Annotated in this window: 20 protein-coding genes, 1 riboswitch and 1 other annotated feature; of the genes, 7 read left to right on the top strand and 13 right to left on the bottom strand. The window is 42.9% G+C overall.

Annotation, left to right across the window (positions count from 1 at the left end):
- Positions 1–751: 751 nt before the first annotated feature.
- The 4 genes from AC1DVB_RS04125 to AC1DVB_RS04110 form a co-directional block, all read right to left on the bottom strand.
- A complete protein-coding gene (locus tag AC1DVB_RS04125) occupies positions 752–3,919 on the bottom strand; it encodes an Ig-like domain-containing protein (RefSeq protein WP_477588255.1) in 3,168 nt (1,055 codons plus the stop codon).
- A 336-nt stretch (positions 3,920–4,255) separates the two neighbouring features.
- Positions 4,256–6,670, bottom strand: a complete 2,415-nt coding sequence (gene leuS / locus AC1DVB_RS04120; RefSeq protein ID WP_477588253.1) for a leucine--tRNA ligase — start codon at positions 6,668–6,670, stop codon at positions 4,256–4,258.
- Between the two features lie 53 nt (positions 6,671–6,723).
- Positions 6,724–6,954: a binding site (T-box leader), on the bottom strand.
- A 153-nt stretch (positions 6,955–7,107) separates the two neighbouring features.
- The gene (locus AC1DVB_RS04115) at positions 7,108–7,371 is read right to left on the bottom strand and encodes a DUF2524 family protein (protein ID WP_477588251.1); all 264 of its coding nucleotides are present in this window, start codon (positions 7,369–7,371) and stop codon (positions 7,108–7,110) included.
- A 96-nt stretch (positions 7,372–7,467) separates the two neighbouring features.
- Entirely contained in the window at positions 7,468–7,974 is a 507-nt protein-coding gene (locus AC1DVB_RS04110; RefSeq protein ID WP_052137365.1) for an SMI1/KNR4 family protein, read from the bottom strand.
- A gap of 168 nt (positions 7,975–8,142) precedes the next feature.
- Here AC1DVB_RS04110 and mnmL point away from each other — a divergent pair, with 168 nt between their 5' ends.
- The 3 genes from mnmL (at position 8,143) to AC1DVB_RS04095 (ending at position 10,441) form a co-directional block, all read left to right on the top strand.
- The gene (gene mnmL, locus AC1DVB_RS04105; protein WP_048686310.1) at positions 8,143–9,102 is read left to right on the top strand and encodes a tRNA modification radical SAM protein MnmL/YtqA; all 960 of its coding nucleotides are present in this window, start codon (positions 8,143–8,145) and stop codon (positions 9,100–9,102) included.
- Positions 9,099–9,671, top strand: coding sequence for a tRNA 5-(aminomethyl)-2-thiouridylate-methyltransferase MnmM (gene mnmM, locus AC1DVB_RS04100; protein WP_057279171.1), 573 nt, complete (start codon positions 9,099–9,101; stop codon positions 9,669–9,671). The genes mnmL and mnmM overlap by 4 nt, the downstream gene beginning before the upstream one ends.
- A gap of 374 nt (positions 9,672–10,045) precedes the next feature.
- The gene (locus AC1DVB_RS04095; RefSeq protein WP_057279172.1) at positions 10,046–10,441 is read left to right on the top strand and encodes a hypothetical protein; all 396 of its coding nucleotides are present in this window, start codon (positions 10,046–10,048) and stop codon (positions 10,439–10,441) included.
- 63 nt (positions 10,442–10,504) lie between these two features.
- Here the strand turns inward: AC1DVB_RS04095 and AC1DVB_RS04090 are convergent, their stop codons facing one another.
- Positions 10,505–11,308, bottom strand: a complete 804-nt coding sequence (locus AC1DVB_RS04090; RefSeq protein ID WP_034310569.1) for an alpha/beta hydrolase — start codon at positions 11,306–11,308, stop codon at positions 10,505–10,507.
- Between the two features lie 210 nt (positions 11,309–11,518).
- Here AC1DVB_RS04090 and AC1DVB_RS04085 point away from each other — a divergent pair, with 210 nt between their 5' ends.
- Positions 11,519–12,037, top strand: coding sequence for a gamma carbonic anhydrase (locus AC1DVB_RS04085; RefSeq protein WP_063234974.1), 519 nt, complete (start codon positions 11,519–11,521; stop codon positions 12,035–12,037).
- Between the two features lie 239 nt (positions 12,038–12,276).
- On the opposite strand, the gene metK is transcribed toward AC1DVB_RS04085, so the two are convergent.
- The gene (gene metK, locus AC1DVB_RS04080) at positions 12,277–13,470 is read right to left on the bottom strand and encodes a methionine adenosyltransferase (protein ID WP_048686467.1); all 1,194 of its coding nucleotides are present in this window, start codon (positions 13,468–13,470) and stop codon (positions 12,277–12,279) included.
- 163 nt (positions 13,471–13,633) lie between these two features.
- Positions 13,634–13,796, bottom strand: a riboswitch (SAM riboswitch).
- Positions 13,797–14,225: 429 nt separating this feature from the next.
- On the opposite strand from metK, the gene pckA reads away from it, so the two are divergent.
- The gene (gene pckA / locus AC1DVB_RS04075) at positions 14,226–15,812 is read left to right on the top strand and encodes a phosphoenolpyruvate carboxykinase (ATP) (protein ID WP_063574849.1); all 1,587 of its coding nucleotides are present in this window, start codon (positions 14,226–14,228) and stop codon (positions 15,810–15,812) included.
- Between the two features lie 733 nt (positions 15,813–16,545).
- Here pckA and AC1DVB_RS04070 read toward each other — a convergent pair.
- Genes AC1DVB_RS04070 through AC1DVB_RS04060 form a run of 3 tightly spaced genes read right to left on the bottom strand, consistent with a single transcriptional unit; the run spans position 16,546 to position 20,434 of the window.
- Positions 16,546–17,847 carry a nucleotide sugar dehydrogenase gene (locus AC1DVB_RS04070; RefSeq protein ID WP_034310561.1) on the bottom strand — a complete coding sequence of 434 codons (1,302 nt, stop codon included), beginning with the start codon at positions 17,845–17,847 and terminating at the stop codon, positions 16,546–16,548.
- 41 nt (positions 17,848–17,888) lie between these two features.
- Positions 17,889–19,205, bottom strand: coding sequence for a glycosyltransferase (locus tag AC1DVB_RS04065; RefSeq protein ID WP_057279174.1), 1,317 nt, complete (start codon positions 19,203–19,205; stop codon positions 17,889–17,891).
- Between the two features lie 23 nt (positions 19,206–19,228).
- A complete protein-coding gene (locus AC1DVB_RS04060) occupies positions 19,229–20,434 on the bottom strand; it encodes a glycosyltransferase family 4 protein (protein WP_063574846.1) in 1,206 nt (401 codons plus the stop codon).
- Positions 20,435–20,629: 195 nt separating this feature from the next.
- Here AC1DVB_RS04060 and wecB point away from each other — a divergent pair, with 195 nt between their 5' ends.
- Positions 20,630–21,766: a non-hydrolyzing UDP-N-acetylglucosamine 2-epimerase gene (gene wecB, locus AC1DVB_RS04055; protein WP_477588247.1), complete on the top strand. Its 1,137-nt coding sequence runs from the start codon at positions 20,630–20,632 to the stop codon at positions 21,764–21,766.
- Positions 21,767–21,969: 203 nt separating this feature from the next.
- On the top strand, positions 21,970–22,140 hold the full coding sequence (locus AC1DVB_RS04050; protein WP_230134846.1) for a Fe3+ hydroxamate ABC transporter substrate-binding protein: 171 nt from the start codon (positions 21,970–21,972) through the stop codon (positions 22,138–22,140).
- A 254-nt stretch (positions 22,141–22,394) separates the two neighbouring features.
- Here AC1DVB_RS04050 and AC1DVB_RS04045 read toward each other — a convergent pair whose 3' ends face one another.
- From AC1DVB_RS04045 to AC1DVB_RS04030, 4 genes are all read right to left on the bottom strand, one after another.
- Positions 22,395–23,165 (bottom strand): sulfite exporter TauE/SafE family protein, encoded by a 771-nt coding sequence (locus AC1DVB_RS04045; RefSeq protein ID WP_477588245.1) that lies wholly within the window; start codon positions 23,163–23,165, stop codon positions 22,395–22,397.
- A 42-nt stretch (positions 23,166–23,207) separates the two neighbouring features.
- The gene (locus AC1DVB_RS04040; RefSeq protein WP_057279178.1) at positions 23,208–23,672 is read right to left on the bottom strand and encodes a 2-thiouracil desulfurase family protein; all 465 of its coding nucleotides are present in this window, start codon (positions 23,670–23,672) and stop codon (positions 23,208–23,210) included.
- Between the two features lie 214 nt (positions 23,673–23,886).
- Complete coding sequence (locus AC1DVB_RS04035; protein ID WP_034310541.1) at positions 23,887–24,129, bottom strand: DUF2584 domain-containing protein; 243 nt, start codon at positions 24,127–24,129, stop codon at positions 23,887–23,889.
- A gap of 50 nt (positions 24,130–24,179) precedes the next feature.
- On the bottom strand, positions 24,180–24,374 hold a 195-nt coding region (locus AC1DVB_RS04030; protein ID WP_477588243.1), incomplete at its 5' end, for an alpha/beta hydrolase family protein.

The raw sequence follows: 24,374 nt of genomic DNA, 5'->3' as shown, positions 1-24,374 counted from the left end.
TCCTCTTATTATTCTCATCTATATTAGTGAATTATTTAAAGTCTTTCACTTCTAAATTAATACCATCTACTTTATCTTTGTTACATTTGTTAAAAACGATCATTTAATGTTTGTCACAATTAATTCGACATCCATAAAAAGGCGGTTGAAGAAAGAGGCATTTGGGTGTATTCTTTAAAAATAAAAAACGGAAAGAAGATATTTAATTGAAGAAAATCCTCCTCCTCTTTGCAGCAGTAGTCATTGCAAGCTCTCTCGGACATCAAATAAACGGCGGATATATGGACCCTCGAAAATCCCGCCCTAGGTATATACATTTAAAATAAGGAATGATTTATAAAAGTTTGATTCTTATAATGCATTAAACTGTTAATGTTAACATTTTTAGCACATAGTAAGAGATTGGATTTAAGCAGGAAGTTACCCCAAACGCTCATTCCCAGCCTCAACCGAAAGCGTTCCTAACCCAATTGAGCAAGCTAAAATAATACCTTATGCTATTACTCTTCCTTTTTTCATTATATTTCCTCCTGATATTTATTATTGAACAGATTAATGATGTAAGAACGGCGAGTACATGAGGTTTCAGAATTAAAACACGAAGCTCCCGATCTGATATCATGCTATGACAACGCACAGGCGCAAGACACGCTCATGACAAAAACACCGCATATCATCGAGCGGTGTTTTCATTCGTTTTCTCACAAAAAAAAGGCCGTTTAACATGTAGTTAAACGGCCTTCCCCTGTTACTATTTAGCTTTCTTTACGGTTACTTTTGTTGCTTTTCCTGTATTGCCCGCTTTGTCTTTTGCTGAGACGTATAATGCGGACCCTGCTTTTTTCTTGCTGATTTTGACGGAGAAGTTCCCCTTACTATCAGCTTTTGCCGTTCCGATGTTTTTATTGCTGTGTTTCACGGTAACGGTTGAACCGATTTCCGCTTTACCTGTTACTTTTGTTGCTTTGTCGTTTACTTCATTCACCTTTGGTGCTCCTGGAGCCGTTTTATCTTTAACGATTACTTTTGCAGCTTTTCCTGTATTGCCCGCTTTGTCTTTTGCTGAGACGTATAATGCGGACCCTGCTTTTTTCTTGCTGATTTTGATGGAGAAGTTCCCCTTACTATCAGCTTTTGCCGTTCCGATGTTTTTATTGCTGTGCTTCACGGTAACGGTTGAACCGATTTCCGCTTTACCAGTTACTGAAGTAGCTTTATCGCTTACTTCATTCACTTTCGGTGCATCCGGGGCTGTTTTATCGAGAACCGTCACGGTTGCCGCCTTGCTTTCACGTTTCGCTAAGTCTGTAGCCGTGACTGAAAGTTTAGTTCCGGCCTTTTGCTTGCTGATTTTCACTTTGAAATTCCCTTTGCTGTCCGTGTTACCTGAACCAATCACTTTTTTGGCACTATTTTTGATCAAGATTTTCATGTCCGCTTGCGATTGACCCGTTACATACGTATCTTTGTCACTTAAAGCTTTGACAGTTGGCTTGTTAGGGGTTGCACCCTTATTCACGAATACTTTGATTGAAGATACTGCTAGTTTGGAAGAATCAGAGATATTCACAGTAAGCAGCTGCGCAGCTTTTTGGACCGGAATCGTAACGCTGAACGTTCCGTTGGCTGACGCCGTTCCTTTTCCGAGCGTTTTGCTTCCGCTTTTCACTTCGATCACTGACCCTTTTTTAGCTGAACCAGTCAGTTTTGTTTGCGTATCCATCACAAGATTGACTTTAGCATTCAAGTCCACTGTACTAAGTGCACTGTACGCATTCAATCTTCCGTATCCAGAGACTAAATCTTTTCCGACAGGAAGTTCTTCTTCCGGTATGATGATTTCGCCATCTTCCGGTACATAGTCCTCATAAGGGTCTACATTATCTTCTTCTTCAAAAGCGACATATTCCGATGTCTCATGAAGGATTTCCCTTACTTCATTCACTTTCAACCCAGGGTTTCCGGATAATAATAAGGCTGTGGCTGCCGCAACATGGGGAGCTGCCATTGATGTACCATCCATGTAAGTAACATTCCCGTTAGGCACAAGGCTTGGGATGGCTGTCCCTGGTGCGACCATGTCCAACTTCGATCCATAATTGGAATAATCGGATACTAAATCAAGGGCATTGGTTGCACCGACGGATATGGCGTATTTTGATGATGCAGGATAAGAAAGACCTTCCATCCCATCATTACCGCTTGCCACGACAACCATTACATTCTTGGCAGCGGCATGTTTCAAGGCATATTCAATCGTCCTGCTATATTCTCCGCCCAAGCTAAGGTTTATGACCTTTGCACCATGATCCACGGCATATTTAATGCCTAGTGCAATTTTCTCATTGTCTCCAAATCCTGAAGAGTCCAAGACCTTCACAGGCATGATTTTAGCTGCCGGATTGATTCCTTGCATGGAATAACCGTTATCCGCTTTGGCAGCGATGATTCCGGATACATGTGTACCATGTCCATTGTCATCGATTGCTTTTTCTTTCTTATCGATGAAATTCTTACCTGACTCCATTTCAACGACACTCTGTAGATCCGCAAGTGAATCATCGACACCTGTGTCGATAACCGCTACCAACGTATCTTTTAAATTGCGTTTCTTGATAAGGTTCTGCAGTTTTTCGTTATCGATGTCCGCTCCCTTAACGCCTTCTTCCCCGCCGGCGTTATTCAAAGACCATTGATACGGTGATTGAATGTCGGAAGAAAGTGCCTTGTACGTTTTTACCGCTTCGATATATTCCACTTCTGGAAGTTTTTCGATACCGGATAGAGCTGCTGTGCTCATTTTAGCTTGATTCTTTAACTCGACGACATACATATCATCATACAGAACCTCTTGTTGCTTAGGTGCCGATAATGTTCCATATCCTTTTCCGCTTATCTTGGATTGGACAGCGCTTAATGACTTCCCAGGTTTAAGTTTGACGATATATTTGTTCTTTACATTTTTCGAAGCAGGAAGTTCGACTCCCGCTTTGCTTGCGATATCAACGATCCTCTCACCTGCAAGCTTATCAAGATTGATTTTCTTTGCAATGGAGTCCATATCCTTTTTCAATCCGGCCGGAGCAACGTCTGCCGACTTTTTGAATAAGGCCTTGATCGCTTCTTGCTGCTTGTTGCTAATGACTGCCGTACTGCTTGCTCCATTTTCATTAAGATCCTCAATAAGCGGCTTAATCTCGACTAAGTGTTTATAAACGGCTTCCCTTGCCGTTTTATTACCAGCCAGGTGAAGGGCCAGGAATGGCGAAGCTTTATAGTATAAAGAGGAAAGGGTGCGTCCCTCAGACGACTTCGTGAGAACTTCATCTCTAAACACGCGGAGTGTTTTTAACATGGATTCTCCCGTTTTCTTATCGTTTACACTCACTTCAACCGGGCAAGATTCAAGCTCCTCCCCTTCGTCCCCGGCAGATGGCGGCAATGTTACTGAATGCGCATTGATGGAGTATTCAGCTACATTTTCCGCATCCGGAATGGGATTTCCCTCATCATCCGTATCGCCGAAATATTCAACTTTAACATAATATGTGCCTTCCCATGCATATGGGAAATCGACTACAGCTTTTTCATCAGGATAAGCAGAGACAATATAATTGCTCTCATCTTTTTCTGCTTTTTCTTTATCTTGATATACGGAGATATTCAAGATTTTGTCCGAATTGACTTCGAACTCAATATGGGAGAACTTTTGTACTTCTTCTGTTGTGGGACTGATTTGGTACCATTGAACATCCGGTTTTTCAAACTTTCCGTCCAGGGTGTCCCCATTTTTAATCGTTTTTACATTTTCAATGGGTGCTGCAGCTGCTGCTTGAGAATTCAGTGGAACCATCAAGCTGAAAATCAGTGCAAAAATTAGTGCAAACGCCGTAAATCGACTCACATTCTTAAATTTCACGGTTTTCCCTCCAATAATTGGTTAAAAAAATATAGTACTATACCAAACTATCACACTGTAAAATTTTATCAACCAATTTTTTCCCTTTTTTATGTCAAATGCTTGATTTATTTGGCCAAAGAGCTGAAAAATGATTCGCATGAACCAATTAGGCAAGTTATTTACGTTCCGATTTCCTCTCATGACGATAGTAGATGTCCATTTGGCAGATTGATCGCTAATAGAGTTAAATCGGTGAGTATCCTAACATGACCTTTTTCCTATAATCAGCCAATGCCACGAAAAAAAGCTGTCCCCGCAGTAAAAATATGCGGGACAGCTTCCAATCGTTTTTATTTAGTTTGCGACGATATTGACTAATTTGCCTGGTACGGCAATCACTTTACGAATGGTTTTCCCATCGATTTGTTCTTTGATGGAATCATCACCCATCGCGATTTCTTCCAGTTTTTCTCTCGTAGTGTCAGTCGGCACCATTAATTTCGCTTTGACTTTTCCGTTGATTTGGATGACGATTTCGACTTCGTTATCCACTAACTTCGCTTCGTCGAAAGCCGGCCATGTTCCGTACGTGATGCTCTCGGAATGGCCCAGTTTAGACCAAAGCTCCTCGGCGATATGCGGTGCAACTGGTGCAAGCAGCTTTACGAATCCTTCGATATACACCTTAGGAAGCGAATCCGTTTTATAAGCATCATTAATGAATACCATCAATTGTGAAATCGCCGTATTGAATTTCAATTCCTCATAGTTCTCGGTCACTTTTTTAACCGTTTGATGATAGACTTTTTCGAGCTTGCCCGTGTCATCCGTCTCAGTCATCTTATCTGTGATCGTCCCGTCATCGTTGACTAATAAACGCCAGATACGGTCAAGGAATCTGCGGGAACCGTCCAATCCGTTTGTGGACCAGGCAATCGAAGCATCCAATGGCCCCATGAACATTTCGTACATGCGAAGTGTATCGGCACCATGGCTTTCCACGATATCATCCGGATTCACGACGTTCCCTTTGGATTTACTCATTTTTTCATTATTCTCACCAAGGATCATTCCTTGGTTAAATAGGTTCTGGAACGGTTCCTTCGTTGGCACGACACCGATATCATACAGGAATTTATGCCAGAAACGAGCGTAAAGCAAGTGAAGCACCGCATGCTCAGCGCCGCCAATATAAATGTCGACCGGCATCCATTCTTTTAATTTTTCAGGATCGGCAAGTGCTTCTTTGTTATCCGGATCGATATAACGAAGGAAGTACCAGCTGCTTCCTGCCCACTGTGGCATCGTATTCGTCTCACGGCGTCCTTTTCGTCCGTTTTCATCCGTTACATTCACCCATTCCGATATGTTCGCAAGTGGTGATTCGCCTGTACCCGAAGGCTTGATGTCCGTAGTTTTCGGTAAAATCAATGGAAGTTCTTCTTCCTTCACTGGAGACATCGTGCCGTCTTCCCAATGGATGATTGGAATCGGTTCACCCCAGTAACGCTGACGGCTGAATAACCAGTCGCGAAGGCGGTATGTTATTTTCTTCGTGCCGATTTCTTTTTCTTCCAGCCATTTGATCATGGTCGAAATGGCATCTTCCTTATTCAACCCATCAAGGAATTCCGAATTCACATGAAGTCCATCGCCTGTATATGCTTCACTTGTCACGTCTCCGCCAGCTACGACTTCCTTGATCGGCAAGTCGAACTTTACTGCGAATTCATAATCTCGCTCATCATGGGCAGGAACGGCCATGATTGCTCCTGTTCCGTAGCTGATCAACACATAATCGGCAATCCAGATCGGCATTTTTTCGCCATTTACCGGGTTAATCGCATAAGCCCCCGTGAACACGCCTGATTTATCCTTTGCCAAGTCTGTTCTTTCCAAGTCGCTTTTATGTTTCACTTCATTCAAATAGGCTTCAACTGCCGCACTTTGATCAGCTGTCGTAATTTTATCGACAAACGGATGTTCAGGTGCCAATACGGCATATGTTGCACCGAATAACGTATCCGGACGAGTCGTGAACACCGTGAATGTTTCATCAAAACCATCGATATTGAATGTAACCTCCGCTCCCTCGGAACGGCCAATCCAGTTACGCTGCATATCCTTGATGTTTTCCGGCCAATCCACATCATTCAGATCGTCGATTAAACGGTCAGCATACGCCGTGATACGAAGCATCCACTGTTTCATTGGGCGGCGCTCAACAGGATGGCCTCCACGCTCACTTTTCCCATCGATGACTTCTTCATTCGCCAATACCGTGCCAAGTGCCGGACACCAGTTAACGGCCACTTCATCAATATAGGCAAGGCCCTTTTCATATAATTTCAAGAAAATCCATTGCGTCCATTTGTAATAGTCGGGATCTGTCGTGTTTATTTCACGATCCCAGTCATAAGAAAAACCAAGGGCTTTGATTTGGCGGCGGAACGTGTTGATGTTGTGCTCCGTGAATTCAGCTGGATCATTTCCCGTATCGATCGCATATTGCTCTGCCGGAAGTCCAAAGGCATCCCACCCGATCGGATGCAATACATTATACCCCTGTGCCCGTTTCATCCGTGCCAGGATGTCGCTTGCCGTATAACCTTCCGGGTGCCCCACATGAAGACCGGCCCCTGAAGGATATGGGAACATATCCAGCGCGTAGAATTTGCGTTTGCCGCTATCTTCACCCGTTTTGAATGTCTTATTGCCTTCCCAATACTTTTGCCATTTCGTTTCTATGCTTCTATGGTCAAAACTCATATGATTTCCTCCTAATTTCCGTTTAAAAAACAATAAAAAACCCCTCATCCCAAAATAGGGACGAGAGGATTATGTATATCTTCCCGCGGTACCACCCACATTGGCGATAGCTAAAATCCGCCCAGCTTAAAACATCCGTAACATGGATTAAAACGCCAGGCATTACTTATTAATTCACACCCGGGACTCCAAGGCGAGTTCGCGACCGTCCCAGGTTGACTTGCACCACCCGTCAACTCTCTTTACTGGTTTAAACCGCTACTATTCCTCATCATAGTCTTTATGAGAATATTGATTTTATTTCATTCTAGTCAATTTCACCGATAATTGCAATAGCCGTACATAAACATTATCGACAGGTTTTTCATTATATATGCGAAATCAGGAAAATTCGTGCAAAAAAGGGAGCTATTCATTCATAGCTCCCCTGCTTCCATTTAATGTCGCAGTAAAATCATTTCATTCCTCAATTCGTTCAACTGCTGCTTCATCCGCGAAAGCATTTCCCGTTGCTGGTCATTCGAACTGGCATACAATCGTTCCATATCCGTCAAAGCCTCTTCGATATACCTTTGCGAATTTTGAAATTGTTCATCATCATAATGCTCCTGCCGTGAGGCCTCGTTACATTCAAACTCTGCAAAATGGAGAGCCCCTTCACATTGCTCTAAAAAATGATCGACGGATTGTCTGGTTGCCATTTCAAACCCTCTCCTTCGCGTCTCATTTGGATGATTCGGAATCATCTTTTCTAGTTTGAGCAAATAACGGGAGGATTATCATTTTTTTTTGAGCAATCAACCCTTATCCCAAAACTTCTCACCTTGATGGGAAATGAACTGCTCGATCCATTCGGCAAAGCCCATATGGAGCTTCTCGCCTTCTTCAAAATCATCGATATGGCCTTTTACCATTAAATACTCCTTATCGCCTTTGGCGACGGCTTCCCCATCGATCACAATATTATCTTGATAAATGCAGGCCACTTTATAGCATCCCTCGTAGGAATTTTCATATGTGTAATTAATAATATCATCCAAGCTGTATAAATCGTTTTCCCCGCCTGATTCCACATTATCGAACAGACGGCATCCATTGGTTATTTTTAAAAACTCCTTATAATCCTCAGGCAGAAGCAGTCCGGTTTTCTTTTCAAAGGAATGAATTTGCTCATCCGAAGCAGGTGAATTGAAGGTGCAAGTGGCTTTGTATGTGAACCCATCTTCATTTACTTCGATCACCTGATTATTTTCGGCTAATTTCTTTTTCATTTGTTTGATCGCTTCTTCAACTTGACCGGTCATGTCCATCAGCTCCCGATTGGATATAGTCATTCAAAGATAAACTGGAAATAGCGGCAAAATATTTAGCCTTCAAGTATACAGTATACGCTTATTTTTCAAAAAAAGACCTAGCTGCGAGAATGTTGTATAATATATGTTGCGCTTTATTTTATTTAGGAGGTTGCTGATTTGAATCAAGCAAACCCGTTTATATATGCAACGGACAACAAACGATATCATACATGGAATTACCACCTGAGAGAACATTTTGGACATAAGGTCTTTAAAGTTGCCCTGGATGGCGGTTTTGACTGTCCGAACCGTGATGGCACCGTCGCACATGGCGGCTGTACCTTCTGCAGTGCCTCAGGCTCTGGTGACTTCGCTGGCAGCAGGGTTGAACCCTTGGACGTCCAGTTTAAGAAAATCAGCGAACGGATGCACCACAAATGGAAAGATGGAAAATATATGGCCTATTTCCAAGCATTCACGAATACGCATGCACCCGTGGCAGAGCTTCGCGAGAAATATGAAAGTGTATTGACCCAGGAAGGTGTCGTCGGACTCTCCATCGCGACACGCCCGGATTGCCTTCCAGATGATGTAGTCGAGTATTTAGCGGAATTGAACGAACGCACTTACCTTTGGGTCGAGCTGGGTCTCCAGACGGTCCATGAAAAGACCGCAACGATGATCAACCGCGCCCATGACTTCGATTGCTACAAAGAAGGCGTCGATAAACTGCGCAAACATGGCATCCGTGTCTGCTCCCATATCATCAATGGCCTGCCTCAGGAAGATTACGGCATGATGATGGAAACAGCCCGTGAAGTCGCCAAACTCGATGTGCAGGGGATAAAGATCCATTTACTTCATCTATTAAAAGGGACACCGATGGTCAAACAATATGAAAAAGGTCTGCTCGAGTTTCTTGACCGTGACGATTATGTCAGCCTTGTATGTGACCAGCTGGAAATAATCCCTCCAGAAATGATCGTTCACCGCATTACTGGTGACGGTCCGATCGATTTGATGATCGGTCCAATGTGGAGCGTCAATAAATGGGATGTCCTGAATGCCATTGACGCCGAACTGAAACGCCGCAACAGCTGGCAGGGGAAAAATCATCACATGGAGGTACAATCATGAAGCTAGATCGAATTTTGCCTTTCGCCAGGATTCTGCTGGAAAAAGCGGTCCGCCACGGGGATATAACCATAGATGGCACGATGGGCAACGGCTTTGATACCGTCTTTCTTGCAGGACTTACAGGTAAAGACGGACATGTCTATAGTTTTGATATTCAAAAAGAAGCGATCGAAACCACAATGGCAAAACTGAACGCCGAGAATTTACAAGAGCACTGCACCCTCATTCACGATGGGCATGAACATTTAAGCAAATATATCAGGAAAGAACATTCCGGAAAGGTCACAGGCGCCATCTTCAACCTGGGCTACCTACCTGGCGGAGACAAATCAATCATCACCCAAGCCGCGACGACGATATCAGCCATTGAACAGCTGTTCGAATTGCTTGCGCCTGAAGGCATCATCATCCTCGTCATATACCATGGTCATCCAGGGGGATCGGCAGAACGGGATGCATTGATGGATTATGTAGAGAACTTCCCTCAACAGAAAGCCCATATCCTGAGATACGGTTTCATCAACCAAGCAAACAATCCGCCATTCATTGTCGCGATTGAAAAGAGATGATAAATCTGGCACCGTTCTATTCGAACGGTGTTCATTCGTAGACAAAAGCGGTTTTATCTAAATTTTGATTAGAGCGGGTGTGCAAGACTCCACACGAAAAGCGCGTCCAGGGAGACCCAGCAGGCGCTGATGGCGGACCGCCCGCGGAAAGCGAGTGCCTGGAGTGGAAATCGACGTTCGAGATTTTACAACCCTCATAAAAACTGCAGACAAACTTGATTTTCATCGAGTTTGTCTACAGTCTGAACACCGTTCTATAAGAACGGTGTTTTTTCAATCCCAGCTCGCAGGCAGCAGAATTACCAATCTTAACTTTTTGAATTTTTCGTCTTTAATGATTATAATGATAGAAAATAGATAAGAGGGTGCAGAAAATGGAACATTTGCCTACTTCAATACTGACGGATATACTGACTGAAAAAATCAAAAGGGATTCAGGCGAGCAATACGGGGATTTTGTCAGCTCGCTCAACTCGTTGACAGAAGAACAAAAAACCATGGAGGGCCTCAAACAATTTGACCATCATTTTGATAAGTTCCTGCCACAGCTAGATTTAATGATTTCCACCCAAAACCATGAAGCGATCATGAATATGAAAGCGACGCTTTTGGACCTATTCGCCAATGACTTGACCTTCAAATCCATTTATCTCCTATCCACTGCATTATCCAACAAAAAGGAACTTCCTCATTTGAACCAATTTATGTACCCGGTTACTTTCTGGGCACCGGTCATCAAGTCGAACGAATTGCTTAAAAACGCAGGCTGATCCAAAAAAACTGCCGAAGGCTAACTTCGGCAGTTTTTCATTTATCCTGAAGTATGTACGGAATCAAACGACATACCCTAATATCTTTAAACGGTTTTCAACAAAACTCAGCGCATATTGAAATACATCATCACGCTCCGGTTCATTGAAGATTTCATGATAAAGCTTCGGCCATTCCTTATATTGCTTTTCACTGGCCAAATTATAATTGAACCACTCACGAACCGCCTTCTTGTTCACGATTCGGTCATCTCCGCCCTGCATCACCAAAAGCGGAACATCCTGAAATTCAGGAATCTCTTCAAAAGCATCCTTCATAGCCTGTGCAAGCTCGCGATACCAGCGAACCGAAACCTTTGTGATATATAAGGTATCGTTTCTATCCGATTCACGAATTTCCGCACTTCTCGTCGCCATTTCAGGTGTCAATCCGGAATCAACCCTGAACTGAGGCATAACGATGTTCAAACCATGCGAGAGCATTGTAAGGAACTTCCGCGGCTTCGTCACGAGGCCCAAGCAAGGAGAAGAAAGAATCACCCCTGCGATGTCCCATTCCTCTTCCTGAAGAAGGCGTATCGAAATCAAACCGCCCATGCTGTGTCCAAGTAAAAAGACCGGCAACGAATATTCATAAGCCTCTTCTATCCAGCTTTTCACTTCGTCCAAATACTCATCAAAGGAATCGATATGTCCCCGGTAGGCGCGAGTAGTCATACCCTGCCCAGGAAGGTCGCCCATGACGACATGGTATCCAGCCGAAAGCCACATTTGTGTTACCCACTTATAACGCCCGTGATGTTCCATTGCCCCATGAATGATGACAATGACGCCCTTTGCGTCTCCTTCTGTCTCCCATTTCCACATTCGAAATCCCCCTTTCACTTTTCACTTGTTGTGTACGATCCATGATAGTTGAAATAATATATATAAATTATAACCATATTCGTGATTTTCGACAAAAAAGAAATCTAACAAGTTGTACATTGCTATTATAAATAGCCAAGTGTATTTGCATACGGTATATTAAAATAATACATAAAAACATTCACTTCGGAAAGGAAATGATTGAAAATGATTATTTATCCGTATAAAGGCAAAGAACCTGAAATTGCTGAAAGCGCTTATATTGCTGAAAATGCTGTCGTCACAGGTGATGTCAAAATTGGCGACGAAACATCAATCTGGTTCAATTCCGTCATTCGCGGTGATGTATCCCCAACCATCATCGGAAAAAAAGTCAGTATACAGGATAACAGCGTCCTGCACCAAAGCCCAAATAATCCATTGATCATCGAGGATGAAGTAACCATTGGCCATCAGGTCATATTACATAGCTGTAAAATCCGCAAAGGAGCTTTAATCGGCATGGGATCGATCGTACTTGATGAAGCCGAAATCGGCGAAGGGGCTTTCATCGGTGCCGGCAGTCTCGTTCCCCAAGGCAAAGTCATTCCACCGAATATGTTGGCATTCGGACGTCCAGCTAAAGTCATCCGCGAAATCAATGAAGAAGATCGTCAGGATATGGAACGCATCGTACGCGAATACGCCGAAAAAGGCCAATACTATAAAACGGCGGAACGAATAAAGTAACGCACGATCACTTGACTGAAAATTACGAGTACGTGAACGCAACTCACGAGTATTTGCTTCAAATTCACGAGTATTTCGCTGAAACTCACGAGTATTTGCTCCAAATTCACGAGCTAGCTCACGAGTATGGCCCTTAAAGTTTAATTTCTTTGGGATTTCTTGAATTATTCCCGCAGACGGCTAAGTTAATCCATAAAAAAGGTGCCCCGCAAATAACGGGACACCTTTTTTTATATGAATTACGCTTGAGCTTTTAATGTTTCTGCTTTGTCCGTGCGTTCCCATGGAAGATCAACATCTGTACGGCCGAAGTGTCCGTATGCAGCTGTTTGTTTGTAGATTGGGCGACGAAGGTCAAGCATTTTGATGATACCAGCTGGACGAAGGTCGAAGTTTGCGCGAACTAGGTCAACAAGGACTTCTTCGCTAACTGTACCAGTTCCGAACGTATCAATGGAGATCGATACAGGCTCTGCCACACCAATTGCGTATGCCAATTGAACTTCCGCTTTGTCGGCAAGGCCGGCTGCCACGATGTTTTTCGCAACGTAACGTGCAGCGTATGCAGCAGAACGGTCAACTTTAGTAGCATCCTTACCAGAGAATGCACCGCCGCCGTGACGAGCGTATCCTCCGTAAGTATCAACGATGATTTTACGTCCAGTAAGACCAGCATCCCCTTGAGGTCCGCCGATTACGAAACGGCCAGTCGGGTTGATGAAGTACTTAGTATCTGCATCGATCAACTCGGCTGGAACGACAGCTTTGATCACATGTTCTTTTAGATCGGCTTGAATTTGTTCAAGCGTAATTTCTGCATCATGCTGTGTAGAGATGACGATTGTATCTACACGTACAGGACGGTTATTCTCATCATATTCCACGGTTACCTGTGTTTTACCATCAGGGCGTAGGTAAGCAAGAGTTTCATCTTTACGAACTTGAGTCAAACGGAATGAAAGTTTATGCGCCAATGAAATCGGAAGCGGCATAAGCTCTTCTGTTTCATTACAAGCGAATCCGAACATAAGACCTTGGTCCCCTGCACCGATTGCATCGATTTCTTCATCTGACATGTTTCCTTCACGAGCTTCCAATGCTTTATCGACTCCAGCTGCGATATCGGCAGACTGCTCATCAATGGAACTCAAAACGGCACAAGTTTCAGCATCGAAACCGTATTTCGCACGTGTGTAGCCAATTCCTTTAACCGTATCACGAACGATACGCGGGATATCCACGTAAGCAGACGTTGTAATTTCACCAGCAACAAGTACAAGACCTGTAGTTACACTAGTTTCACACGCAACACGTGCATTTGCATCCTTAGCTAGGATAGCATCTAAAATGGAATCTGAAATCTGATCACAAATTTTGTCCGGATGGCCCTCTGTAACAGATTCAGAAGTAAATAGACGTTTCTTTGACATCATATTTCCTCCTTGGAAGTTAGTATGTTGTAGGCATAAGCCTGATTTTTACGGAACTCGTTTCCCTCATTAGTTTCAACTATAGACACAGAATTACTTATAAAAAACACAAAAACCTTCCCTGGCAAATGAGGAAAGGTTTAAAATTCTGTCTTCTATCCTTTCACTCTTATCGTTCAAGGGTTTTTTACCTTGCTCAGGTTAGCACCATCACCACTATTCCTTGAAGACCTTCGCTTTATTTTCGGCGATTGATCTTGGAGTCAAGTTCAATATGGCAGGTTGCTGGGTTTCAAAGGGCCTGTCCCTCCACCAACTCGGGATAAGAGAATCCGTACAATTTAAGATATTATCGTATCTGGCTGGAATTTGTCAATGCTTTTCTAAAAAGAACATTTCCACCCAGAATGGCGTTCATTTGAAAAAACATGTTGATACAAAGTCCTAGTGGGGTTTACAACGCAAAATACGAATAGAAATATTGTAAATTGCCATTAATAATAAAGTATTGAACATCGAAAAGGAACGACATCCTGACTTTCCCTTTAGACATATATTGTTTACTTACTTCCTATTTAAATAAATTTTTCCTCATGAAAGTATATGCGATCATCCTGACTCGGTTCCTTCCGGATTAAAATGATTAATGCGGCTAGCTGAAAATAATCACAAATTAAAAGAAATAGTATAGACTAATTAAATGAATGTGTTATACTAATTGTAATCTAAAAACTCAAACAAAGGAAGGTACCTCATATATGAATTCTGTAGATGTTTCTAATGAGTTACACCAATTATTAACAGGAAACAATGTGCAAACTCAACTATCAGTTCCTCAATTGGTCGAAAAAGTACTAAGCAGAAATGAAGGCGTTTTAACATCAACCGGCGCGGTAAAAGCTGAAACTGGCAAATATACTGGTCGTTCACCTAAAGATAAATATATCGTGGAAGAAGCATCAGTTAAAGATAAAATCGATTGGGGTCCAGTGAACCGGCCGATTTCCGAAGATGTGTTCAATAAACTATATAATAAAGTAGTTGACTACCTAAAAGCAAAAGAAGAGATTTTTGTTTTTAAAGGTTTCGCTGGTGCAGACGAATCATCACGTCTTCCCATCCGTGTTGTTAATGAATATGCTTGGCATAACCTTTTCGCCCATACTTTGTTCATCCGTCCAAACGAAGAGGAACTGAGAGGTCACGAAGCTGAATTCACGATCGTTTCTGCACCTAACTTCAAAGCGGACCCAGAAGTGGACGGAACTACATCCGAAACGTTCATCATCGTTTCTTTTGAACGCCGTACGATCCTGATCGGCGGAACGGAATATGCAGGAGAAATGAAAAAATCGATCTTCTCGATCATGAACTACTTACTTCCAGAGGCTGGAATCCTTCCAATGCATTGCTCTGCCAACGTAGGACGTGAAGGGGACGTCGCTTTATTCTTCGGACTGTCCGGTACGGGCAAAACAACTTTATCAGCAGACACTAGCCGTAAATTGATTGGCGATGACGAGCACGGCTGGTCTTCTAACGGCGTATTCAACATCGAAGGCGGCTGCTATGCGAAAACAATCAACCTTTCACGTGAAAAAGAACCGCAAATTTTCGATGCAATCCGTTTTGGTGCTGTATTGGAAAATGTTGTTGTTGATCCGGATACGCGTGAAGCGAACTATGACGACAGTTCATTGACTGAAAACACTCGTGCTGCTTACCAAATGCAAGCAATCGATAACATCGTGAACCCAAGTATTGCAGGACATCCAAATACAATCATTTTCTTAACGGCTGATGCTTCAGGCGTTCTGCCTCCAATCAGCAAGCTTTCCAAAGAACAGGCAATGTTCCACTTCCTAAGCGGATACACTAGTAAATTGGCTGGTACTGAAAGAGGCGTAACTTCACCGGAAGCTACATTCTCCACTTGCTTCGGTTCACCATTCTTACCGCTTCCTGCTACACGCTATGCTGAGATGCTTGGTGATAAAATTGACGAGCACAATGCAAAGGTATACCTTGTCAACACAGGATGGACTGGCGGTGCATACGGAACTGGAAGCCGTATGAAACTTGCTTACACCCGTGCAATGGTACAAGCGGCGCTTGAAGGTGAATTAGCGAACATCGAAACGATCAAAGATGATATCTTCGGTTTGGATATCCCGCTTCATGTTCCTGGTGTTCCTGATGAAGTGCTTCAACCAATCAAGACTTGGGCAGATCCTGCCGCTTATAAAGAAGCAGCAACAGACCTTGCCGCACAATTCCGTGCAAACTTCAAGAAATTCAAAAGCGTTCCAAGTGAAATCGAAGAACTTGGCGGCCCGACAGCTTAATAAATTGTACACAAAAGGACCAAGCTCTTGCTTGGTCCTTTCAGTTTGTCGGTAAGAAACGTCACTTCCCGAACCATGATTATGGATTACTTTATTAAGTGCCATGGAAAGGGAAATACCTCGTCTACTGTCGAATAAAGTACCAAGTAACCCTAAATACGCCATCTTCGCTCGAATTTACTGCCTTACGAATACACGTCTACCGTCGAATTCACTGCCTTTCAGCTCGAAATACGCCATCTGTGGTCGAATTTACTTCCTTATAGCACGAAATACGGCTCTTTCAGTCGAATTTACTACCTTGTACCCCGAAATACGGCATCTGTAGTCGAATTATAACTGCCTTGAAGCTCGAAACACAGCGGCTGCGCTCGAATTCACTGCCTTTCAGCTCGAAATACGCCATCTTCGCTCGAATTTACTGCCTTACGAATACGCGTCTACCGTCGAATTCACTGCCTTTTAGCTCGAAATACGCCATCTGTGGTCGAATTTACTGCCTTATAACCCGAAATATGGCGGCTGTGCTCGAATAATTGGCTAGCAGAGACTCTGCTAGGATGCTTGCGGTGAGGAGGCTTGACGTACAGGAAGCGGATCTGAAAACAACTGGATCGTTTCCAGTTCTGAAAGGGGCTCGTTCTTGCATGGTCCTTTTTTTCAGTGGAAAAAGGGCACTGTGATAGTCAGTGCCCCCTTAATCGTTATTCCGTTATCGATGTTGTCCAAGTTTTTAGATGATCGCTTTATTCCTGTCTTTTTTCATGGACACCGTTTTGTATTGATATATATTGCCCAGGTTGGCCACCGGGATATCTGTTTTAGTTGCATCAATGCAATTGCGTGTATCCAGAACTAATTTATTGCTCATGAGATTCGATAGCTTATCATAATCCATCTGTTTAAATTCATCATGGTCCGTCAGGATAAGTATCAAGTCGGCATCATTTACAGCGTCTTCCACTGATACGACTGGCATCTTTCCAGATTTGACATGCGGGTCATGCAAGGCTACATCCATGTTTTCCATCCCCATCAAGATATTGACGACATCAATCGCGGGACTTTCACGAATATCATCTACATTTCCTTTGTATGCTAGACCGAAAACAGCTACTTTTGGCTTCCGGATCCCCTCTAGCATCATCCTTACGGAATTAACGATGTAATAAGGCATCGATACGTTGGTATCACGGGCCAATTTAATGATTCTCGCATACTCTGGCGCCTTTGCAACGACGAAATACGGATCGACCGCTAAACAATGGCCGCCAACTCCCGGTCCTGGTTGGTGTATATTGACACGAGGGTGTTTGTTTGCCATCGATATGACATCCAAAACATTGATGTCCAGCTCGAAACAGATTTTCGTCAGCTCATTCGCAAGGGCGATATTTACATCCCTGAAGGTGTTTTCCATCAGCTTGGACATTTCAGCCGTTTTCGCATCGGTCTGAATGATCTCCCCTTGAACGAAGGTTTTATAAACAAGACTTCCTTTATATGAGCATGTTTCGGTGATGCCCCCTACGATACGGTTATTATGAACCAACTCTTCAAGAATCCTTCCAGGTAAAACGCGTTCCGGACAATGTACGAGGAAAATGTCTTTTCCGATGGTAAGGCCCGTCCTCTCGATCATCGGTTTAATATGATCATCCATGCTTCTTGGCGCTATCGTCGATTCGATAATGATGACATTTCCTTTTTTGATAAAAGGAAGAATGTTTGAGGTGGCATCCATGACATGTGTTAAATCACAGGATTGGTGCATGTCCTTTTTATTTGGAGTAGGCACCGCGATGATGAAAACATCCGCATGTTCCGGGCTTAACGCAGCTCGGAACTTATTGGAAGCAATCACTTCTTCTAATACCTCATCCAACCCAGGTTCTTCGATATGGAGCCTGCCGCTATTCAAATTGGAAATAATTTCAGGATGGATATCCACGCCGACAACATCGACACCGTATTTCGCAAACATTAAAGAAGTTGGAAGTCCTATATAACCTAGTCCGATTGTACAAAGTTTCATATAAACCACTCCTATCTATTTTTCTGCTGCACTCAAATTTGTTAGGCTGTTTGATAGATTTCGATAAAGATTTCCTTCTCTTGTTTCCAATTGTATTTTTGTCGCGCCTTCAGGCAGTTTTGGCTCATTTCCGCCCTTTTTTCAGGATGCTTCAATAAGTAATTGACACCTTCGGCAATTGATTTTGGATCATGCGAATCGACACATACACCGATTTTTTCCGTATCGACAACCTTTTGAATTTCAGGAAAGCTGCAGGCAACCACTGGCACACCGCTCATCATGTATTCAAACAATTTATTTGAAGAAGCGGAGTAGTGATTAAAGCAGACATTATTCAATATCTGAAAACCTAAATACGCATTTTTTGTATAATGGAGCAGCTCGTCGACCGGAACCTTCGGCAGGAACTTCACACGATGCTCCAGGTTCATGTCGCTCACTTTCTTCATTAATTCATCCTTGATCCTTCCATCCCCGATAAAAACTACCGTTCCGCCCTCGATCATCGGGACAGCATCAACCAATTGCTCTAACCCTCTTCCCATTTGAACGCCGCCTTGGTATAACAATATCGGTTCATTCTCTGGTAAATCGAGCAGCTCATGCAAATTCACGGCCGTACTTTCCTCCGGATTGGTTGGAATCGGGTAGTTATGGACCACCTTGGGATACAGACCATATAAGTCTTCGTTATACTTAGCTCTCGTATGGTTTTCGGCGATCATTTCATCGACGAACATTAATAGGAATTTCTCCATCATCCCGTAAATTCGGCTATTATATCCCGTTCTGCTCGTTTGTACTTCATGCGAGTCATAAATCAGCTTTTTCCTTCTCAGCCATTTACTGCTGATCGCTCCCTGCATGAGCGTATTCAAGTCATTTGAATGATAGAAATCATATTTCCTTTTCCGGCCATGATAGATCATTTGACCAAAAATGTAGCTCCTCGTTAATAGTGTCGGCAGCTTCGTTTTCGTGATGAACAGGGTGCCCAGCGCAAGGAGTGCAAATGCACCGAACAGTATTCCCGATCCCACCCAGCCGTTGATCAAGTTCAAATTCCACAACGTATTCCAGATCACTAAGGCAAATAGGGCGATTTCAAACTTCTTTTTCTTCAATTTGCCTACTATCCTGAGAATCTTATTAAGCGCCTCCCAGCGGTTATTCACCCTAGTGACCGAGAAACCATTTTGGTGTTTCTCCTTTTTGGCCAAACCTTCGATTTTCCAGTTATGAATGGCAATTAAATCGACTTCATAACCCGCTTCTGTAAGTGCTGTGCATTCTCTTAGAACCCTCGCATCGTTCGTAAAGTGATTCCACACGAACATACATACTTTCTTCGCCATGTTGTCCTCCACTTCCGGATTTTTCAGCCTGACGCTTCCATCACGTTGATGAGACCTTTAATATTTTTAGACCATTGAAAATGTTGTTTAGCATACCGATGACCGTTTTCTCCCAGTTCTTCACGAAGGGCCGGATCTGAGGCCATTGTCAATATATGCTGACAGATTTCATCAACATTTCTGCTCTCTGCCACCAACCCGCATTTCGCCTCTATGAGCATCTTCTTGGCCCTGCCGTCCACATCACCGACAATGGGTTTTCCGACACACATATAATCGATGATTTTACCGGGCAGGACCTTATTGAAGACTTCTTTTTCAACCAAGCTCACATAGGCAATATGAGACGTTGAAACTTCATGAAGAGTCACTCTTCGATTCATCGCATTAATCATCTTAATATTAGTCAGCCCTCTAGAGCTTATCTCCTTCTCCACTTCGGATATCCGATATCCATATCCAATCATCGAGAACTCGATTTGTTTATGTTCTCTTAGCTTTTCAGCGACGGCTATCAGTTTTTTCAAGTCCTGGGCCAGTCCGATATTCCCCGCATAAACGACCTTGATTACCTTTTCCGATACGGGTGTAAGCAAGTTCTTTAACGTCAGCTCATCCGCTGTAAGCGAATTGGGGATGAATTGGATGGCCTCTTCCTTGACTCCCTTTGCAACGATATAATCCCTGAAACCAGGACTATTGATGATAATAAAATCTGAATGCCTATATAGCTTCCTTTCCAGGAAGAAAGCGATTTTCAAAACCCACTTATTATTAAATACGCCTACACCTATCAACGATTCCGGCCATAAATCCCTGACATCGGTAATGAGTTTCGCCTTCATCTTTTTCTTGGCGATCAACGCTGCCAATGTAGGGAAGATCGGCGGGGTCGTGGCAAACACATAATCATATTTTTTTTCGAGACGGATGATTGTATAAATGAAAAGCCACATCGCTTCAAGATAATGAAGCAACCGCTTCCCCATATTGCTTGTATACCTCTTCACTTTGTCCGGCTTAATCCTGATGACATCTTCTTCAATGCTATCTTCATCCCAAAACTTTGTATCTTGATATAAACTTTGATTAGGATAACTCGGCTTCAATGTGATGACCGTTACCTCGAATCCGTTTCTTTTTAAATGGAGATATATATTTTTCATTCTATTTCCCGCACTTCCGATTTCCGGATAAAAGTTTTGCACGATCATCAGGACGCTTTTCATATTCGCCTATCACCTCTATTCTGCTTGGCTTACTTCCTGCTTTATATTGTAAATGCCAGATATTAACTTAAGGTTAAAGAAGTATAAAGTCATTATTAATATTGTAAAAATTCTGTTAATAATTGTTTCGTTTTTATATTTCCCCTGAACTTCCCGTTATAATGGGGGAGACATTCAGAAGGGGAGGAAATGAGCATGCCTAAACAACGTATTAAGGTCATGACCGTATTTGGTACAAGACCAGAGGCTATCAAAATGGCACCAGTCGTTTTGGAACTGAAAAAGCATCCAGAAGAAATAGAAACCATCGTGGTGGTCACCGCCCAGCATAGGGAAATGCTCGACCAAGTCTTGCGATGTTTCCAGATAAATCCAGATCACGATTTGGATATGATGAAGGATAGACAAACATTAGAAGAAATTACAACTCGAGGGCTTGAAAAATTGAGTTCGCTCATGAAAGACATAAAACCGGATATCGTCCTCGTACATGGGGATACCACGACAACTTTCATCGCCAGCCTGGCAGCTTTCTATAATAAGATACAGATTGGTCACGTTGAAGCTGGTCTGCGGACTGGTAATAAGTATTCTCCATATCCTGAAGAGATGAATAGGCAGCTGACAGGCGTCATGGCCGATTTGCACTTTGCCCCTACAAATCAGGCGGCAGAGAATCTAATTTCGGAAAATAAAAAGAGTGATTGTATCCATATTACTGGCAATACGGCTATCGATGCTTTGAAAACAACAGTAAGTAAAGACTATGATCATCCGATTCTATCTGGTTTGAATGGAGATCGCATGTTATTGATGACAGCGCACAGACGGGAAAATATTGGAAAACCAATGGAAGAAATATTCCGTTCCGTCAAACGGCTGCTTGAAGATTACACGGATATCCAAGTTGTTTTCCCGCTTCATAAAAACCCGGTTGTCCGTGAAATTGCTTACCGGATTTTCGGTGAAACGGAAAGGCTTCACTTAATAGAGCCGCTTGAGGTGCTCGATTTCCATAATTTTGCGGCGCACGCCCATCTCATATTGACAGATTCCGGAGGGGTGCAAGAAGAAGCTCCCTCACTTGGCGTTCCTGTCCTTGTGTTACGCGATACAACAGAACGTCCGGAAGGAATCGATGCCGGTACCCTTTTATTGGCAGGAATTGAGGAAGAACGGATTTATCAACTAGCCTCAGAATTACTTACAAATGAAGAAACCTATAAAAAAATGGCGACAGCTTCCAACCCATATGGAGATGGATTCGCTTCAAAGCGGATTGTCGATATCCTATTAACGCATTGCGAAGTGAAATCCCCCCTTCCATTATAAAAAATAAAATAGAGAGAAAAGCCTGTCACGTAAGCGGCAGGCTTTTTCTATTTAGCCAGATTATGAAACGGCTGCTTCCATTTTCATTAGCGAAGGATTAAAGCAAAGTCCAATTTAGATTTGTAAATGGTAAATACATATGTGATAGTTTGGGGAGATTTAGCGTTTCATTGAAGTCAATCTATTACCTTGGAGGTGCTGTAATGTTCGGGAAAGATCCCAATTGTGTTAAATGTGGTAAAGAAATGAAGGGGGACGAAGTCGTTCTTGTGAAAATGCGTTATCCAAGGCGTAAAGGGGTGACTGAAATAAAAGCATATTTAAAAAATGAAGGAAGTTTCATCTGCGAAGCTTGTTTTGATAAGAAAATTTAATTCTGCCGAATGAATAGTCAACACGAAACAGGAGGATTAGTATGAAAAATCAAGTTACCCCCTATTTAATTTTTGATGGACAGCAATATTCGCATTGGCCTTTTATGTAGAAGTATTTCATGGCGTACTGCAAACCTACGGGGAAGCTGATTTCCCAACACCTGAAGAAGCGAATGACCTTGTTTAAAAATGGCCGAAAATACGCCTTGTATCCACGGCCATTTTTAATAGGAATTCATTCGCTGAACACTCCATCAAAAAATATGAAAATAATTAAGGGCATTTTTTCCAATCAATAAAACCGTGACGCAAATGAATAAGATACGGACATAGGAAGCACCTTTCTTTATGGCGAAGTTCGTTCCTACCAATGCTCCCGCGACCATTGCAAGACCCATCGGGATTCCATAGGCAAAATTGACGGTCCCCATAGATAAAAAAATGATAAGTGCGGCAATATTGYTTCCAAAATTCAATATTCTTGCATTCCCGGCAGCCTGGACAAAATCAAACCCAATGATCAGAAATGAAAATAATAAAAAGGAACCTGTGCCTGGTCCAAGAAAGCCATCATAAAAACCAATCGCAAATATTATGACTATCAAGAGAATCATTTTCTTCCTTGTCAGCCCTTTATATTTTGCATCTTTACCCCAATCCTTTTTTACCAACGTATAAATCGCGACAATGACCAGCAAGATCAAAATGAGGGGCTTCAATATCTCTGCGGAAACGAAATGTACAACGTATGCTCCTAACGCCGCTCCAATCACGGTGATTGGAAACAGCTTGATGACGAAATTGAAATCCACTTTTCCAGCCCGAATGAATGAAATCGTACTCGTTAAAGACCCCATGGTACCCGCCAGCTTGTTAGTGGCAAGTGCCGCTGAAGGCGATATCCCCGTGAACAATAAAGCAGGAATGGAAATTAACCCGCCCCCGCCCACTACGGAATCGATGAATGCGGCAATAAAACCCGCAAGTACTAAAAATAGCAAAGTATAGAGATTGATATCCTCCATGTATTCCCCTTCTTTCAAAAGCACTATCTAAAATGCCATTACTCATTTTCCATCCAAATAATCGAATAACCTTTCTTCTGAAATGACCGTGAACCCATGCCTCCTAAGCAAAGCCGCGGTCACTCCATTCCCGACCTTCTTCTTCCCCTTGAATTCCCCATTATAAATCGTGGCACTCCCGCAGGATGGACTATTTTCTTTTAAAACGACTAATGTCGCCCCTACCTCCTGTGCTTTCAATAACGTGAGATTCGCTCCCTTTATGTACAGTTCCGTTACATCCCTGCCCGACTTTTCAATGATCTTCGCTTTTCCATCAAGGACATCCCCACCTTCACCGCCAACTATCTCAGCAGGTTCCCTCGGTGTCGAAAAACCGCCAAGCAATTCAGGACAAACCGCTATAGCTTTTTTCTCCCTCATCAATGCCATAATTCCATCATCCAAGCTGTGAGTACCATTGTATCTTACCTCAAGGCCCGCTAAACAAGAACTCACCAAAATCATCAAACCACCCCGCCTCATGCACTTTACACCATTTTACCACTCTTTTCGTGACAATCATTTCGAAGATTGAATATCCACCAGGGATTTCACGCTGATAAAATCCCGTTTTACTTGAGTCGGATTTTTTTCACGAATTTTCCGTGCATCTGTCGAATTCCGCCAAAACAAAAAAAGCGCTTGCAGCGGAGGCGATTCCCGGCAAGCGCTTGTCTATTTAGTTAGTTGAATTCAGTGATAGCAGTTGGTACGTAATGATGGTCTTTTCACTGGTCCATTCAATTTTTTGGATAACGGCTGTTCCGCTTGAATCAGATTGGATCGTTTTGCGGACATCGATTGGAATATCGATAGGGTATAACCTGTAACCAGCTTTCGCCAGCCGAAAAATGTTTTCTTCTTCACGGGTTTCGTTCCCTTTTGTAACGATCATGGTATTTAGCTCCATAGGCATGCCCATGTGTATCTCCTCCTCTTGCCAATATACTTAGTATATCCTTCATTCTATCATTATTCGGTTTTACTTTTCATCCAAGATGTTAAATCTTCGACTACTTTTCTGTTTACGGCAGGCGGGAAGAAATGCGTGAATTGAGGGAAATACCAGCTTTCGACCTCTTTGTCATGCATTTTCAACCTTTTTTCCAGCCGGTATGCGTGTTCTATGGCGACATTGTCATCTTTTTCACCATGTATGATCAGGAC

It is taken from the genome of Peribacillus sp. P4_D6 (genome assembly GCF_056401795.1).
This window is presented reverse-complemented; position numbering and strand designations above follow the sequence as displayed.